Below are 15,132 nucleotides of genomic sequence, written 5' to 3'. Positions count from 1 at the left end.
AAGCAAGCGAGCATCGCCATGTCTTCTCCCACGCTGAACGCCCTCGTGCACACCATGCGCTACGAGGCCGACGGCATCGTCAGCGTCGAGTTCCGGCCGGCCACGCCGGCGGTGGACTTTCCCGCCTTCGAGGCCGGCTCCCACATCGACCTGCACCTGCCCAACGGGCTGGTGCGCAGCTACTCGCTGTGCAACCCCTCGAGCGACCGCCAGCGCTACGTGGTGGGCGTGCTCAACGACCGCAAGAGCCGCGGCGGCTCGCGCTACGTGCACCAGCAGTTGCGCGTGGGCATGACGCTGCCCATCTCGGCACCGCGCAACAACTTCAAGCTCGAAGAGGGCGCCGAACGCTCGGTGCTCGTGGCCGGCGGCATCGGCGTGACGCCCATCTGGTGCATGCTGCAGCGGCTCATCGCCATCGGCAAGCCGGTGGAGTTCGTGTACTGCGCGCGCACCCGCAAGGAAGCCGCCTTCTGCGACGCCATCGAGGCGCTGGCCTCCGAAAAATCGGTGCAGCTCACCTGGCACTTCGACGACGAGAAGGGCGCACCGCCCGACCTCGCATCGATGCTGGCCGGCAAGGGCGCCACCAGCCACTACTACTGCTGCGGCCCCACGCCGATGCTCGACGCCTTCGAAAAGAGCTGCGAGCAACTGGGCTACGCCAACGCCCACATCGAACGCTTCGCCGCCGTGCATGTGGAGGCGCCCAGCGCCACGCAGACCTGCGTGGTGCAGTGCGCCAAGAGCGGCAAGAGCGTCGAGGTGCCTCCGGGCAAGTCGATTCTCGACAGCCTGATCGACGCTGGCCTCAACCCCGACCACAGCTGCAAGGAAGGCGTCTGCGGCGCCTGCGAAACGGCAGTGCTCGAGGGCGAAGTCGATCATCACGACGGCATCCTCACCAAGATCGAACGTGCGTCCAACAAGACCATGATGATCTGCGTCTCTCGCTGCAAAGGCGAGCGGCTGGTGCTGGACATCTGAACGAGAAGGCCACAACCCACAAGACGGCCAAGAGAAAAACCAACCGAGACATTCAATGAAAAAGTACTTGATCGCGATGGCTGCGGCCACCGCGGCTGGCGGAGCGCTGGCCCAATCTTCCGTGACGCTGTTCGGCGTCGTCGACGCCTCCGTGGTCTACACGCGCGGCAGCGGCAACGGATCGGCCCACAAGACGCAGCTGGGCAACAGCGGCAACATGTTCAGCCGCCTCGGTTTTCGCGGCACCGAAGACCTCGGCGGCGGCTACTCGGCCAACTTCTGGCTCGAGATGGGCCTGCAGAACGACAGCGGCACGGGCTTTCCTTCGAACTCCAACAACCAGGCCAGCGGCAACGGCACGCCCGGCGTGCTGAGCTTCAACCGCCGCTCGACCGTGAGCCTGGCCGGCCCCTTCGGCGAAGTGCGCCTGGGCCGCGACTACGTGCCCGCCTTCTGGAACACCGCGATCTTCGACCCCTTTGGCACCGGCGGCGGCATCGGCGCCAACCAGATCTACTTCTCGGGCCTGGGCGGCCTGGTGGCACCCACCGGCACGCGCGCCTCGAACAGCATCGGCTACTTCCTGCCGGCCAACCTGGGCGGTTTCTACGGCCAGGTGATGTACGCGATGGGCGAGAACGATTCGAACTCGGTGCTGCCCGGCACCCGGGTGTCGAACAAGCGCGACGGCCAGCACACCGGCGCGCGCTTCGGCTACCAGAGCGGCGGCCTCAACGTGGCCATTGCCACCGGCCGCACGCGCTACGCCGCCGGCGACCTGCGCGTGACCAACCTGGGCGCGTCCTACACCTTCGATGCTGCGCTCATGAACCTCAAGCTCACGAGCGAGCTGTACAAGGAATCGAAGGGCAGCACCGACGCCAAGGGCGTGCTGGTCGGCTTCCAGTTGCCCATCGGGCCGGGCGAGATCAAGGCCTCGTACGCGCGCTACAAGCTGGAGCCCGCCAACGCGGTGCGCGAGCCCACGTCGTCGAAGCTGGCCATCGGCTACGTGCACAACCTGTCCAAGCGCACGGCGGTGTACGGCACCATCGCGCGCATCAGCAACAAGAACGGTGCGACGCAGGCCCTGGCCGGCGCCATCACCATGCCCAACCGTGCCTCCAGCGGCGTCGAGTTCGGCATGCGCCATATGTTCTAGGCGCGGCAAGACAGCGCGCACCACCCCCGCAAGAGAGAGCCCCGGTCATGCAGAGCAAGAACTTCCGTTGGTACGGCGTCATCACGCTGTTCGTGATCGTGGCGATCTCTTACGTCGACCGCATCAACATCGCGGTGCTGATCACCGATGCGGCCTTTCTGAAGCACGTGGGCATCGACGCTTCTGATCGCGTGAGCCAGGGCCTCTTGGCCACGGCCTTCATGCTCGGCTACGGCATCTCGGCCTTCGTGCTCACGCCGTTCTGCTCGGCGCTGTTCGGCGTGCGGCGCAGCCTGATCTACGGCCTCGTGCTGTGGGGCGTGGTGACCTGGGCCTCGCCGATGTTCAACAGCTACGGCCTGCTGCTGGCCTCGCGCGTGCTGCTGGGCGTGTCGGAAGGGCCGCTGTTCTCGCTGGCTTCGTCGTACATCAAGGCGCACTTCAAGAGCGACGAGAACGGCAAGCCCAACGCGCTGGTGAACATGGGCACGGGCCTGGGGCTGGCGGTGGGCTACCCGCTGGTGGGCTACCTGCTCACGCAGTTCGAGTGGGACAGCTCGTTCCACGTGCTGGGCGTGCTCAACATCGTGCTGGGCATTCCGCTGGTGCTGGCCTTCGTGCGCATGCCTGCGGGGCACGGCGACGGCATCAAGCCTTCGTCGCTGGGCGATGCGATGGCTCGCGTGGCCGGCATCGTGAAGGGCGCGCTGCACACGCGGCACCTGTTCCTCATCACGCTGCTGACGTCGGCGGCGCTGGCCTACCTCTGGGGCAGCAGCAACTGGCTGCCGACCTACCTGCGCGAGGCGCGCGGCTTCTCGCTGCGCGAGATGGGCTGGATCGCCTCGCTGCCGCAGTACGCCACCGTGCTCGCGGTGTTCACGGGCGGCGTGCTCATCGACAAGCTGGGGCGTGACCGCGTGCCCTTCATCTTCATGGGCGCGAGCGCGGGCGTGGCACTGTCGGTGCTGCTGGCCATCAATGCGCGCGACCCGTACATGGCCGCGACCTGCCTCGTGGCGGCGAACTTCTTCTGGGGCCTGCAAAGCCCCGCCATTCCAAGCACCGTGCAGCACTGCTCGCGGCCCGAGCACACGGCCAGTGCCTTCGGCGTGACCAACGGCGTGGGCAGCCTCGTGGCGGGCTTCATGCCGGCGCTGATGGGCGGCGTGATCAGCGCGGTGTCGCATGGCTCGGGCGCGGCGAACACGGCGGTCACTGCGGCCTCGTCGGCGGCGGGTTTCTTCGCGGGCTTTGCACTGCTCATCGGCACGCAGCTCGTGGTGTTCGCATGCGGCTTTCTGCTGTGGTGGCGCGAGCGCGCGCAACGCACTGCTGCAGTCTCTGGTTCACAGCTTTCGTAGCCTTCGCCGCGGCTTGAACCTTCGTACTGTGGCCGCTTCGTCACAGTGAAGGCCCCGTGTTTTTGTCATCTGCGTGAGCAGGTGTTTCGGCCGCAGAACCATCTTCGTATCGCATGGCATGAGTCGCGTGCCATGACGCCATTCGGCCTATCGCGCGCGAACAATTGGAGAGAGAAAAGTTCCGCGGATCGTTGAGCTCATTGCATCGATCAGCTACAACTGCGTGCACTTCAACGGACGAGGGAATGCGCGTGAAATCAACCACAAGAGCCGCAGCCAGTCTTGCCGTCGCCATCGCTTTCGCCATGGCCCCGGCCGTTCACCTGACGGGTGAACGCATCGCGTCGATGCACGGGCACTGAGCCCGGCCCGCGACACCCCACCGCGTTCACACGCTCCCCCCAACACCCCGCGTCCTGACGGGAATGGCGCCGCTCGCCCCGCGCATTCTGGGACCACCGCAGCACATGCGGTGCGGTCCGGCCTGAGCCTGCGTTCCTGACGAACGGTTTGTTCGCCGGGAGGGCACTGTGCTGCCCGCATTTTCTGTTGATCTGTCGTTCCACTCATTCCGCGCGCGTCACGTGCATCACCGGCTATCCGCCGGTGCCTGCGGTGCGGCGCATGTTCCTTACCAAGAGTACCCAGAGGCGATCATGAAATCACTGAATACACCTGTCGTTCATTGCCTGGCCCTTACGGCCGTGACCCTCGCCGCGCTGACGGCCTGCGGCGGCGGCGGAGACAGCGGCGGTGGCGCATCCTTCGGCGGCTCCGGCCTGAACGCGCCGTCGCTGGCCAACGCGCCCGCGGCCGACAGCGGCGACACCACCAAGAAGACCCCCGACGATGGCGTGCCCGCCGCACCCGAATCGGCAGTGGCCGCGGTCGATCGTTCGGCCCGGCCGATGGAGTTGCCCGACACGGTCTGGCCCGTGAACTACAAGCTGTGGTTCCGCCCCGATGCGGCGCTCAAGACTTTCGTGGGCCGCGCCGACGTGGAGATCGACGTGCTCAAGCCGGTCGACGCCATCGTCGTCGCCGCGCACGACCTCAACTTCGCGCGCGGGCGCACCACGCTGCGCAAGGTGTCCAAGCCGGGCGAGGCGATCCCGCTGATTCCCACGCCGCAGACGCGCGGCGACTTCGTGCAGCTGCGCCTGAACGACGGCCAGATCGCCAAGGGCAAGTACCTGCTGCACATGGAGTGGGACGGCAAGATCCAGTTCTCCGACGCCGAGTACTGCACGCCGGAAGTGATGGCGAAGAACCCGTTGTGCTCGGCCGCGTCGGGCATCTTCAAGGTGGGCCTTTCCACGCCCGAGGGCGTGAGCAGCGACGCCATCGTGACGCAGGGCGAAACCAACTTCGCACGCCAGTGGTTCCCGGGCTGGGACGAGCCGGCCTTCCGCCACACCTTCGAGATCTCGGCCGAGGTGCCGGGCGACTGGAAGACCGTGTCCAACGGCGCGCAGACCGAGGCCGTGAAACTGCCCGACGGCTACCAGCGCGTGGCCTTCGAGAAGACGCCCTCGATGCCGATGTACCTGGCCTTCTTCGGCGGCGGCAAGTTCGACATCCTGGCCGACACCTTCAAGAACCCGCTCGACGGCAGCGACATGGCGCTGCGCTGGTTCACGCCGCCGGGCCGCTCCGACTGGGCCAAGTTCGCGATGGAGTGGACCAAGGTGTCGATGGACTACTACTACAAGTACACCGGCATCTCGCTGCCCTTCAAGAAGTTCGACACCGTGGCCGCCAACGACAGCTACGACAACAAGCCCAACACCGGTTTCGGCGGCATGGAGAACTGGGGCGCGATCTTCGAGTTTGCCGATGCGGTGCTCACCAAGCCCGGCGACAAGCCCACGCTGTACTCGGTGACCGTGGTCACGCACGAGGTCGCGCACCAGTGGTTCGGCGACCTCGTCACGCTCGACTGGTGGGACAACGTGTGGCTCAACGAGTCGTTTGCGCGCTGGTTCGAACGGCGCACCACGATCAAGTTCCACCCCGAGTACTACAGCTTCTCCGACTACGTGCTGGACAAGCACAACGTGATCGTGGCCGACCTGAAGCCCTCCGCCGTGCCGGTGCAGCGCAACCTGAACGATGCAGGCTCCTTCGGCTTCATCAGCCCGGCGATCTTTGTCTACAACAAGGGCAGCCACGTGCTGGAGATGGTGCAGAACTACATCGGCGAAGAGGCGATGCAGAAGGGCCTGCAGATCTACCTGAAGGACTACGCGTTCGGCAACGTCACGCCCACGCGGCTGTGGACCTCGCTGGAGAAGGCGGCCGGTGGCAAGAAGGTGAGCGAGATCGGCGACAGCTTCATCCGCCAGACTGGCATTCCGCTGCTCACGGTCGATGCGCAATGCGCCGGTGACCGCACCTACGTCAACATCACGCAGGAGTCGTTCCCCAACCAGAACCAGTTCCCGGCCTCGACGTGGACCATTCCCGTCACGCTGGCGTACGGCGACGCGATGGAAAAGCGCGAGACCTTCGTGATGTCGAACAACGCCACGCAGGTCGAGCTGTCGGGCTGCACCGCGGTGCTCGCCGGGCCGACGGGGCAGGACTACTACGTGAGCAACTACAGCGCGCCCTCGTGGAGCAACCTGCTGGCCAAGGTGCAGAACTTCGCGGGCAACAAGCCGCTGCTGCTGAACATCGAGCGCGATGCCTTCCGCCTGCTGGGGGTGGGGCGCATCACGCAGGCGCAGTACGACCAGATCAAGGGCGTGCTCAACCTGCCGGCGCCGCTGCTCGCCAAGACGCAGCTGAGCCAGCAGAAGATGGCGGCGGTGGAGGCGGGCGGCAAGGAAGAGTACCCGCACGCACTGCGCTTCCAGGGCAAGCTGCCGCTGCGCGAGAACCAGAAGCGTTGAGTTGAACTGAACTCACTTTCGTGAACCCTCGCATGTGCCGCTCGGCGGCGCATGCGTCACTTCATTCGAATTCCATGAAAACTCTTCTGAACTCTTTGCTGGCAGTGGCCTGCGTGTCACTGCTTTCGGCCTGCGGCGCGCGCGGCGGGCCCGAGACCGAACTGGTCGGCGTCTACGCCGTCGAACGCAACGGCGTGCTCAAGGAGGTCGTCAAGATCGAGCGCGACGGCGATCGCTACATCATGCGCGACAAGGTGCGCACCCCCGAATGGAGCGAACCCAAGATGCAGCTGCAGCCGGTGACGCGCGAACGCTGGAGCCGCATCACCACCGACACGGAGAACACGTCCTTCGTCGGCATCTCGAGCGACCAGCTCGGCATCTTCAAGGTGCCGCCCGGGTGGCAGAAGAACGGCTTCAAGACGCAGACGGGCTACTTCCTGTTCTATTCGCAGGGACCGGTGGAAGCGCACAAGCTCTGATCGGCCACCAGCACCACGACGGCGCCCAGCGGGCACAGGACACCGGGTGCTTCCCGCAGCGAAATCAAGGAGGAGGCCGAAGGCCGGGGGACATTCGCGGAGGGAAGTACCCGGTGGCCTGTGCACGCGCCCTGAACGAGCGCGCGCGATCAAGGCGCAACGATCGCGCCTTCGATGCGATGGCGCTTCAACGCATCGGCCACAAAGCCCGAAGCCTTCATCTCTTCGACAAAGGAAGAGAGCAGCGCCTGCGCCTCGGCCCCCCGGCTGGCCGGCGTGCCCATGGCTTGCTGGATCACCATGAAGCGCCCCGGCAGCACACGCACACCCGGCGCACGGGCCGCTTCGCCTTCGAGCAGCTGGCGAATGCCCGCCGCCACCTCGACCTGGCCCGCGCGCAATGCAGCGAGCGCAGGCCCCGCGCCCTGAAGGCGAACGATCTCGGCCGCCTTGATCTCGCGCGTGAGGAACAGGTCGTAGGCGCTCCCAGAGCCGACCGAGATGCGGTGACCTTCAGCATCGACCTGCGCGTTGTCGGTCAGCGCAGAAGATTCGGGCACGAGGTAGCTGCCCTCGATGAGCACATAAGGTGCCGTGAAGCGCAGCCCTTCGCCGCGCGCCGGATCGACCGCGAAGAAACCGATGTCGGCCTTCTCGTTCTTCACCGCGTCCACCGAGGCTGCGGCCTTCTCGAACACCACCAGCTCAATGCCCACGCCAAGCCGCCGCGCGAACTCGCGGGCCAGGTCGATCGACACGCCGACCGGCTCGCCCGTGCTGGCGTCCTTGTTGGCGAGGATCGGGTTGCCCAGGTTGATCGAGGCGCGCAGCGTGCCGCTGGGCGCGAAGGCGGTCACGAGGGCGGAAGAGGGCGATGTGGTCATGGCGTCCGTTCGTCGGGAAGGCGGAAGGAGGGGATGAAGGGCGCCAGTTTACGGGCCGTGGGGCGCCGGATCAGCGTGCCGACAGGGGTTCCAGCCCCGTCTTCGCGATCGTCGGCGCCGCGGCCGGCGCGTTGAGGTAGCGGATCAGCTGGCGCGCCGCCTCGGGCTGCTTGGAGGCCGTGGCCACGCCGGCCGAGAACACCGTCACGCGCTGCACTTCGGCGGGCAGCGGGCCGATGTAGTCGATGCCCTCGATGGGCAGCAGCTCGCTCACCTGCTGCAGGCCGAGGGCCGCGTCGCCGCGCGCCACCACCGTGCCCACGCGCTCGCTGAGGATGCGCTTGCTCTTGGGCTTCACCTGGTCCTCGATGCCCAGCGTCTTGAGCAGCTCGGTCTCGTAGTAGGTGCCGCTCGCGCTCGCCGAGTAGGCGATCGACGGCGCCGCGAGCAGCGTGCGCTTGAGCGCATCGACCGTGCCGATGTCCGGCTTGGGCGCGCCCTTGCGCACCGCGAAGCCGATCGACGAGCGCACCAGGTCGACCTGGCTGCCCGCCACCACCTTGCCCTGCGCCACCAGCGCATCGAGCGCGGGGCGGGCCAGGATCACCACGTCGGCGGGTTCATTGCGGCCGAGGCGGCTGGGAATCGAGTCGCTGGCGTTGCCCATCGACGCGCCGTAGGCCGTCTTCACGCTGCGGCCGGTGCTGCGCTCGAAGCCGGGGCGCAGCTCGTTGTAGGCGGCGGTGAAGCCGCCGGAGGTCATGACGTGGATGTCGCCTGTGGCGGCGGGTGGTGTGCTGACGCAACCGGCGAGCGCGAAGGAGGCGGCCAGCGCCAGCGCGGCGCGGCGGGTCAGGGCGGAACGGGGGAAGGCGAAGGCTGTCACGGCGTGTGTCTCCTGAAGATCGTGCCGTGCCATCGTAGGGGCCGAGGCTGTCAATCGGCCTTCAGGAAATTCGGGGTTACTACTAGCGCGAGGGCTTGGGCGGGTCCGCGTCCTTGGCGGGCGCAGCCGCCCCCGGCAGGCGCCCCCGCTTCGCCAGCCCTTCGCGCAGCAGGAACTCGACCTGCGCGTTCGCGCTGCGCAGCTCCTGGGCCGCCAGCCGCTCGATCTCGGCCCACAAGGCCGGATCGATGCGCAGCGGGTAGGACTTCTTACCGGGACTGGCCATCAGGGAACAACGACTTGGCGGCGGTGAACAGGTGCCGTGGATGCATCAGGTGTAGAGCGTGCCCGTGTTGACCACGGGCTGGGTTTCGCGGTCCGAGCACAGTACCACCAGCAGGTTCGACACCATCGAGGCCTTGCGCTCGTCGTCCAGCACGACGAGGTTGCGCTCCGACAGGCCCTTGAGGGCGGCCTCGACCATGCCGACCGCGCCCGCCACGATCTGGTGCCGCGCGCTCACGATGGCCACCGCCTGCTGGCGCCGCAGCATCACCTGGGCGATCTCGGGCGCGTAGGCCAGGTGGGTGAGCTTGGCATCGAGCACCTCGACGCCGGCGCTGGCAAAGCGCTGGTTCAGCTCGGCCTTGAGGGCGTCGGCCACCACGTCCAGGCCGGCGCGCAGCGTGACCTCGTCGCTTTGCAGGTCGTCGCCGCTGTCGTACGCGTAGAGGGTGGCCAGGTGGCGGATGGCGGCTTCGGACTGGATGGCGACGAACTTGTTGTAGTCGTCGATCTCGAACACGGCCTGCGCCGTGTCGTGCACGCGCCAGACCACGGCCGCGCCGATCTCCACCGGGTTGCCGCGCTTGTCGTTCACCTTGAGCGGCGGCGTGTTCAGGTTGCGCGCGCGCAGCGAGATCTTCTGGCCGGCCTGAAACGGGTTGGTCCAGCGCAGGCCCTCGGTGCGGTCGGTGCCCTGGTACTCGCCGAACAGCGTGAGGATGATGCCCTCGTTGGGCTGCAGCATGTACAGCCCCGGCAGCAGCGCCACGCCCGCGACGATCAGCAAGACGTTCATGGGCAGCGGCATCATCCGCTGCACGAGGGCCCAGGCGCCGAGCCCGATCAGCACGAGCGACACGGCCACGAGGCCGTAGCCGTTGACGGACCGGTAGGGGCGCTCCTTGCGGACCTTGCGCGGTGGGGTGGGGGTCGTGTCTTGCATGGGGCCTCCGTTAAAAGTGATATCACTTTAATATCTTTTCGGAGGCCGTCAAGCGGTTTTCGGCGCCGGGCAGGGCCGGGCCGATGCAGCTGCAAGCGATCAGGGGATCAGGTCGAAGCAGCAGCCCGCGTAGTAAGGCTTGTCCCCGCCATCGACGAAGGGCACCTCGATCGGCTTGCCCTCGTTGCGCCACACGTCGCGCTTGCGATAGCCGGCGCGTGCCAGGTCGGCCAGCAGTTCGTCGTGGTGCTGGATGCGGTAGGCGCACACGGCCACGCCGATGCTGTTGAGCGTGTAGATCGTGCGCTCGGGGTGCACGGCCGTGGTGTTCATGACGATGCGCCGGGGCTTCACGGCGAGCGCGGAAAGAATCGCGTCCATGCGCATCGGCAGGTACTGCAGGCTGCCCGACACGTACAGCACGTCGCAGCCGCTCGCATCGCGGTAGTCGGTGGTGAAGCCGAGCTGCGCGGTCGCCTCGCGCTTGACGGCCATCGCGCGGCCGCTCTCGACCACGCCGGGCACGTCGCACACCGTCCAGCGCAGGGTGTCGGGGTAGCTCAGCACGCGCCGGAAGGCGTAGTACTTGATGCCGACGTGCCCGCCCAGGTCGAACACGCGCGTCAGGCCTGCATCGATGGAGCGGCCCAGCCAGAAGAGGCCGGGATAGTCGTAGAAATAGATCTGCGGGCTGTAGAGCTCGCCCGCGTCGGCATTGGCGTAGCCGACGGCCTTGGAGGGCGGCGCGCCGGCCTCGGCCGCCTCGAAGCTCTCGAACGACCCCATGAAGAGGTTCTCGTCCGTGTTGTTCAGGAACTTGCGCCGGTAGGCGCTCTCGCGGGGCGGGAAGGTCAGCAGGCTTGAAAGCATGTCTCTCTCCTGTGGCTTTCGCATTCTGAGCGCAACCGGCGCCTTTGGGGCGATAGCCCAGCGCCGCGGGGGCGGTTACCCCGTGGGGCTTTACATGCCGCTCGCCAGTGCCGCAGCCGCCGCGCGGGTTTCCACGCCCAGCTTCTCGAAGATGTGCTCCAGGTGCTTGTTCACCGTGCGCGGGCTGGTGCCCAGGATCTCGCCGATGTCGCGGTTGGTCTTGCCCTTGGCGAGCCAGGACAGCACCTCGGTCTCGCGCGGCGTGAGGGCCGCGTCGGCCAGGCGCGCGGCCGGGCCTTCACGCTGGATGGCGAACAGCAGCATGGTCTCGCCGAGTGCCGCCGCGCCCAGGTTGCGCACCGACAGGCGCATGCCCGTGGCGGTGCCGATGGCGATCGACGCACCCGGCGCCAGCGCAGGCTCCACCGACGCGGGCAGGCGCCCCGGCGCCACCGGGTCTTCGAGCGCGTGCAGCCACAGCGCGGCCTGCGGCGAGCGCCAGGCGATGCGCCCGCGCGTGTCGACGAACACCACGCCCATGCCCGCCACGTCGACCGCGTCGCGCGCCATGCGCGTGATGCGGGCGTTGCGCGTGTGGGTGTGCAGGCGCGCCAGCACCTCCTGCGCGCGGATCGGCTTCACCACGTAGTCGACGCCGCCGCACTCGAAGCCCTCGACCACGTGCGCGGTTTCCGACAGGCCCGTCATGAACAGCACCGGAATGTGCGCCAGCGCCGCGTTGGCCTTGATGCGCCGGCAGGTCTCGAAGCCCGAGAGGCCGGGCATGAGGCCGTCGAGCAATATCGCGTCGGGCACCACCAGCTCGAGCCGCTGCAGCGCGGCCTCGCCGTCGGCCGCCACCAGCACGGTGTAGCCGCTGGCCTCGAGCGTGTCGCACAGCATGCCCAGGCTGCTGGGGGCGTCGTCCACCACCAGCACGACGGGGCGTTCGGATTCATGACCGGGCAAGGGGAGTGTCTGCATCTTCTGCCAGTGCGTTGCGGAGGTTGTCGAGTTCGAAGCGCGCGACCATGCCGCGCAGCCAGGTGCAGGTGGCCGCCGCGGCGGGCGAGGCCGCGGCCAGCCGGTCGAGCGCGGTGTGCAGGCCGCGCACATGGCCCATCTGCACCAGGCGCATGAGGTCGGCGCGGTCGTCTTCGCCGAGCGCGAGCAGGGGCGGGCGCGGCGGCGCCAGGTCGGGGTCGGCGGGCGGCGGCAGTGCGTCGCCGATGGCCAGCCATTCGAGGCCCAGGTGCCGCTCCAGCGTGGCGATGAGTTCCGACTCGATCACCGGCTTGCCCACGAAGGCCTGGCAGCCCGCGGCGCGCAGCCGGTCGGCCTGGTTCTCGAACATGTTGGCCGAGACGATGATGATCGGCAGCTCGGCGAAGCCCGAGGCCCGCACCGAGCGCGCGGTCTGCCAGCCGTCCATGTCGTCCATCGTCAGGTCCAAGAGGATGGCCGAGGGCAGCTCTTCGCGCAGGCTGTCGAGGCACTCGGTGCCGCTGGCGGCCTCGCGCACCGTGAAGCCCAGCGGCGCAAGCATGCCGGCCAGCATCTGGCGCTGCACCGGCTGGTCGTCCACCACCAGCAGCGTGCGGCGCTCGCCCAGGTAGCCCGACACCGGCTCGCGTGAGCCCGCTTGCGGGCCGGGGTCCGCCACCTCACGCAGGTACACGCGCACGCTGAAGGTGCTGCCCGCCGACGAGGTCGACGCCAGCTTGAGCTCGCCGCCCATGAGCGAGGTGAGCAGCCCGGTGATGGTCAGACCCAGCCCCGTGCCCGGCTCGCCGCGCCGGCGGCCCGCGGCGCCGCGCTCGAAGGGCAAAAAGATGCGCTGGCGGTCCTGCGGTGCCACGCCGATGCCGGTGTCGACCACGTCGAAGCGCAGCACCTCGCGCCGCGCGTCCACATGCAGCGTGACGGTGCCGCTGTCGGTGAAGCGCACGGCGTTGGTCAGCAGGTTGATGAGAATCTGGCGCAGCCACTTCACGTCGGCATGCACCCACGGCGGTAGCCGGCCCGCATGCGTGTAGACGAACGCCAGGCCCTTGGCCTCGGCCTGCGGGCGCACCATCTGCACCACCTGGTCGAGAAAGGCCGGCAGCGCCAGCGGCGAGGGCTCCAGCTGCAGCCGGCCGGCCTCGATGCGCGCCAGGTCGAGCAGCCCGTCGATGAGGCCCAGCATGTGCTCGCCGCTGCGGTGGATGGTCTGCAATGCCTCGCGCGGCGGCAAGGCCGCGTCGCTGCCCTTGAGCAGGATCTGCGAGTAGCCCAGGATGCTGTTGAGCGGCGTGCGCAGCTCGTGCGTCATGCCGGCCACGTAGCGGGTCTTGGCCTGGTTGGCGGCCTCGGCGGCCTCCTTGGCGGTCTGCAGCGCGGCGTCGGTGCGGCGGTGCGCTTCGATCTCGAGCGCGAGCAGGTTGTTGTGGCGGTTCGATTCTTCCTGCGCCATCTGCCGGCTCTCGCTGCCCAGCACCACCCACCACGCGGCCACGGCGGCGATCACCGAGAGCAGCGCGAACACTTTGAGAAAGGCCGTCGCCATCGCCGAATCGATGGTGCCCGCAATGGCCTCCTGCGCGTAGACCACGCCCACCACCGTGGCCAGCAACGCGATGAGCGAGGTGGCGACCAGCAGGTAGTGCGCGACGCGGAAGTTGAGCCGCGCCGACAGGGCAGGCGGCAGCAGCGCCTGCAGCCAGCCGCTCATCTGCTCGGCGGCGCGCGAGTCGGTCTTGCAGCGGTCGTGGCAGCGCGATTCGAGCGTGCAGCACAGCGAGCAGATCGGTGCGCTGTAGGCCGGGCAATGCGCCATGTCTTCCGACTCGAAGCTGTTGTCGCACACCGAGCACTTCACGCTCTGGCCTGGCGTCCAGCGGTCGATGTCGGTGCGCGCCAGGTAGTAGCGCCCGCGTGTCTGCCACGCCAGCAGCGGCGACACGGCCATGGCCGTGGCCAGCGCGATGAAGGGCGAGAAGGCCCGCGCCCACTGGCCCAGCGCGCCCGAGTAGGCCAGCATCGCGAGCGCCGCCGCCACCAGCATCGCGACCAGGCCCACGGGGTTGATGTCGTACAGGTGCGCGCGCTTGAACTCGATGGTCTTCGGGCTCCAGCCCAGCGGCTTGTTGATGACCAGGTCGGCCACCAGCGCGCCGACCCAGGCGATGGCGATGTTGCTGTAGAAGCCCAGCACGTGCTCCAGCGCGGCGAACACGCCCAGCGCCATCAGCAGGATCGCGATGGCCACGTTGAACACCAGCCACACCACGCGGCCCGGGTGGCTGTGCGTGAGCCGCGCGAAGAAGTTCGACCATGCGAGCGACCCCGCATAGGCGTTGGTCAGGTTGATCTTCATCTGCGAGACCACCACGAACAGCACCGTGATGCCCAGCACCCAGGCCGGGTCGCGCAGCACGTACGAGAAGCCCGTGAGGTACATCTGCGTCGGCTCGATCGCGTGGTTGGCCGGTATCTCGTGCTGCAGCGCCAGGAAGGCGAGGAACGCGCCGCCCATCATCTTGAGCATGCCCGGCACGATCCAGCCCGGGCCGGCGACCAGCACGGCGGTCCACCAGCGCCCGCGGTTGGCGGCGGTCTTCTCGGGCAGAAAGCGCAGGTAGTCGACCTGCTCGCCGATCTGCACCACGAGCGAGAAAGCCACCGTGGCCGCCGCGCCGAACATCAACGGATCGAAGCCGCTGCTGTCCGAGGTGCGGCCCACGAGGCCGGTGAAGTCGGCATACAGCTCGGGCTTCTTCACCATCACCGCGATGAAGGGGCAGACGAACAGCACGATCCAGATCGGCTGCGTCCACAGCTGCAGTCCCGAGATGAGCGTGATGCCGCGCGCCACCAGCGGAATGATCACGATCGACGACACCAGGTACAGCAGCCACAGCGGCCAGTCCAGGTACATCTGCAGCGCCAGCGCGAGGATGGCCGCCTCGAGCGCGAAGAAGATGAAAGTGAAGCTCGCGTAGATCAGCGAGGTGAGCGTGGAGCCCAGGTAGCCGAAGCCCGCGCCGCGCGTGAGCAGGTCCATGTCGACGCCGTGGCGCGCCGCATAGTACGAAATGGGCAGGCCCGTGAGGAAGGTGATGAGCCCCACCACCAGGATCGCCCACAGCGCGTTCGAGAAGCCGTAGCTCAGCGCGATCGCGCCGCCGATGGCCTCCAGCGCCAGGAACGAGGTGGCGCCGAAGGCCGCGTTGGCCACGCGGAATTCCGACCATTTGCGGAAGCTGCGCGGCGTGTAGCGCAGCGCGTAGTCCTCCAGCGTTTCGTTCGCGACCCAGGCGTTGTAGTCGCGGCGGATGCGAAAGATCTTCTGTCCGGAGACGGATGTCATGGCGGGTTCTCGCGGCGGCGGCAA

General features: G+C 67.8%; 12 protein-coding genes. 5 read left to right on the top strand and 7 right to left on the bottom strand.

From position 1 onward, the window contains the following. Positions 1-18 precede the first annotated feature (18 nt). The 5 genes from AC07OX_RS20975 (at position 19) to AC07OX_RS20955 (ending at position 6,889) form a co-directional block, all read left to right on the top strand. On the top strand, positions 19-987 hold the full coding sequence (locus AC07OX_RS20975; protein WP_495261751.1) for a PDR/VanB family oxidoreductase: 969 nt from the start codon (positions 19-21) through the stop codon (positions 985-987). A 55-nt stretch (positions 988-1,042) separates the two neighbouring features. Then, positions 1,043-2,149: a porin gene (locus AC07OX_RS20970; RefSeq protein WP_495261750.1), complete on the top strand. Its 1,107-nt coding sequence runs from the start codon at positions 1,043-1,045 to the stop codon at positions 2,147-2,149. 47 nt (positions 2,150-2,196) lie between these two features. Beyond that, positions 2,197-3,513, top strand: a complete 1,317-nt coding sequence (locus AC07OX_RS20965) for an MFS transporter (protein WP_495261749.1) — start codon at positions 2,197-2,199, stop codon at positions 3,511-3,513. A 656-nt stretch (positions 3,514-4,169) separates the two neighbouring features. Beyond that, complete coding sequence (locus tag AC07OX_RS20960) at positions 4,170-6,407, top strand: M1 family metallopeptidase (protein WP_495261748.1); 2,238 nt, start codon at positions 4,170-4,172, stop codon at positions 6,405-6,407. A gap of 74 nt (positions 6,408-6,481) precedes the next feature. After that, entirely contained in the window at positions 6,482-6,889 is a 408-nt protein-coding gene (locus AC07OX_RS20955) for a lipoprotein (RefSeq protein WP_095947556.1), read from the top strand. A 149-nt stretch (positions 6,890-7,038) separates the two neighbouring features. Here the strand turns inward: AC07OX_RS20955 and AC07OX_RS20950 are convergent, their stop codons facing one another. The 7 genes from AC07OX_RS20950 to AC07OX_RS20920 all read right to left on the bottom strand — a co-directional run bounded on the left by AC07OX_RS20950 (position 7,039) and on the right by AC07OX_RS20920 (position 15,108). Beyond that, a complete protein-coding gene (locus AC07OX_RS20950) occupies positions 7,039-7,773 on the bottom strand; it encodes a transporter substrate-binding domain-containing protein (RefSeq protein WP_495261747.1) in 735 nt (244 codons plus the stop codon). 70 nt (positions 7,774-7,843) lie between these two features. Beyond that, positions 7,844-8,692: a substrate-binding domain-containing protein gene (locus AC07OX_RS20945; protein WP_495261746.1), complete on the bottom strand. Its 849-nt coding sequence runs from the start codon at positions 8,690-8,692 to the stop codon at positions 7,844-7,846. 49 nt (positions 8,693-8,741) lie between these two features. Beyond that, positions 8,742-8,945, bottom strand: a complete 204-nt coding sequence (locus AC07OX_RS20940; RefSeq protein WP_095744990.1) for a type II toxin-antitoxin system antitoxin — start codon at positions 8,943-8,945, stop codon at positions 8,742-8,744. A gap of 45 nt (positions 8,946-8,990) precedes the next feature. Beyond that, entirely contained in the window at positions 8,991-9,887 is an 897-nt protein-coding gene (locus tag AC07OX_RS20935; RefSeq protein WP_492685444.1) for an SPFH domain-containing protein, read from the bottom strand. 99 nt (positions 9,888-9,986) lie between these two features. Further along, positions 9,987-10,757: a TIGR04325 family methyltransferase gene (locus AC07OX_RS20930; RefSeq protein ID WP_495261745.1), complete on the bottom strand. Its 771-nt coding sequence runs from the start codon at positions 10,755-10,757 to the stop codon at positions 9,987-9,989. A 90-nt stretch (positions 10,758-10,847) separates the two neighbouring features. Then, positions 10,848-11,741 (bottom strand): response regulator, encoded by an 894-nt coding sequence (locus tag AC07OX_RS20925; RefSeq protein ID WP_447743601.1) that lies wholly within the window; start codon positions 11,739-11,741, stop codon positions 10,848-10,850. Next, positions 11,713-15,108, bottom strand: a complete 3,396-nt coding sequence (locus AC07OX_RS20920) for a hybrid sensor histidine kinase/response regulator (RefSeq protein WP_495261744.1) — start codon at positions 15,106-15,108, stop codon at positions 11,713-11,715. The genes AC07OX_RS20925 and AC07OX_RS20920 overlap by 29 nt, the downstream gene beginning before the upstream one ends. Positions 15,109-15,132 lie beyond the last annotated feature (24 nt).

The organism is Variovorax sp. GW821-FHT09D07 (assembly GCF_059416345.1).
Note: the sequence above shows the minus strand (reverse complement) of the source record. Positions and strands in the feature narration are given on the sequence as shown.

What these genes read in the sequence shown, in the direction of transcription:
- AC07OX_RS20975 (WP_495261751.1), top strand. Translation starts at nt 19, where the DNA reads ATGTCTTCTCCCACGCTGAACGCCCTCGTGCACACCATGCGCTACGAG.
- AC07OX_RS20970 (WP_495261750.1), top strand. Translation starts at nt 1,043, where the DNA reads ATGAAAAAGTACTTGATCGCGATGGCTGCGGCCACCGCGGCTGGCGGA.
- AC07OX_RS20965 (WP_495261749.1), top strand. Translation starts at nt 2,197, where the DNA reads ATGCAGAGCAAGAACTTCCGTTGGTACGGCGTCATCACGCTGTTCGTG.
- AC07OX_RS20960 (WP_495261748.1), top strand. Translation starts at nt 4,170, where the DNA reads ATGAAATCACTGAATACACCTGTCGTTCATTGCCTGGCCCTTACGGCC.
- AC07OX_RS20955 (WP_095947556.1), top strand. Translation starts at nt 6,482, where the DNA reads ATGAAAACTCTTCTGAACTCTTTGCTGGCAGTGGCCTGCGTGTCACTG.
- AC07OX_RS20950 (WP_495261747.1), bottom strand. Translation starts at nt 7,773, where the DNA reads ATGACCACATCGCCCTCTTCCGCCCTCGTGACCGCCTTCGCGCCCAGC.
- AC07OX_RS20945 (WP_495261746.1), bottom strand. Translation starts at nt 8,692, where the DNA reads ATGGCACGGCACGATCTTCAGGAGACACACGCCGTGACAGCCTTCGCC.
- AC07OX_RS20940 (WP_095744990.1), bottom strand. Translation starts at nt 8,945, where the DNA reads ATGGCCAGTCCCGGTAAGAAGTCCTACCCGCTGCGCATCGATCCGGCC.
- AC07OX_RS20935 (WP_492685444.1), bottom strand. Translation starts at nt 9,887, where the DNA reads ATGCAAGACACGACCCCCACCCCACCGCGCAAGGTCCGCAAGGAGCGC.
- AC07OX_RS20930 (WP_495261745.1), bottom strand. Translation starts at nt 10,757, where the DNA reads ATGCTTTCAAGCCTGCTGACCTTCCCGCCCCGCGAGAGCGCCTACCGG.
- AC07OX_RS20925 (WP_447743601.1), bottom strand. Translation starts at nt 11,741, where the DNA reads ATGCAGACACTCCCCTTGCCCGGTCATGAATCCGAACGCCCCGTCGTG.
- AC07OX_RS20920 (WP_495261744.1), bottom strand. Translation starts at nt 15,108, where the DNA reads ATGACATCCGTCTCCGGACAGAAGATCTTTCGCATCCGCCGCGACTAC.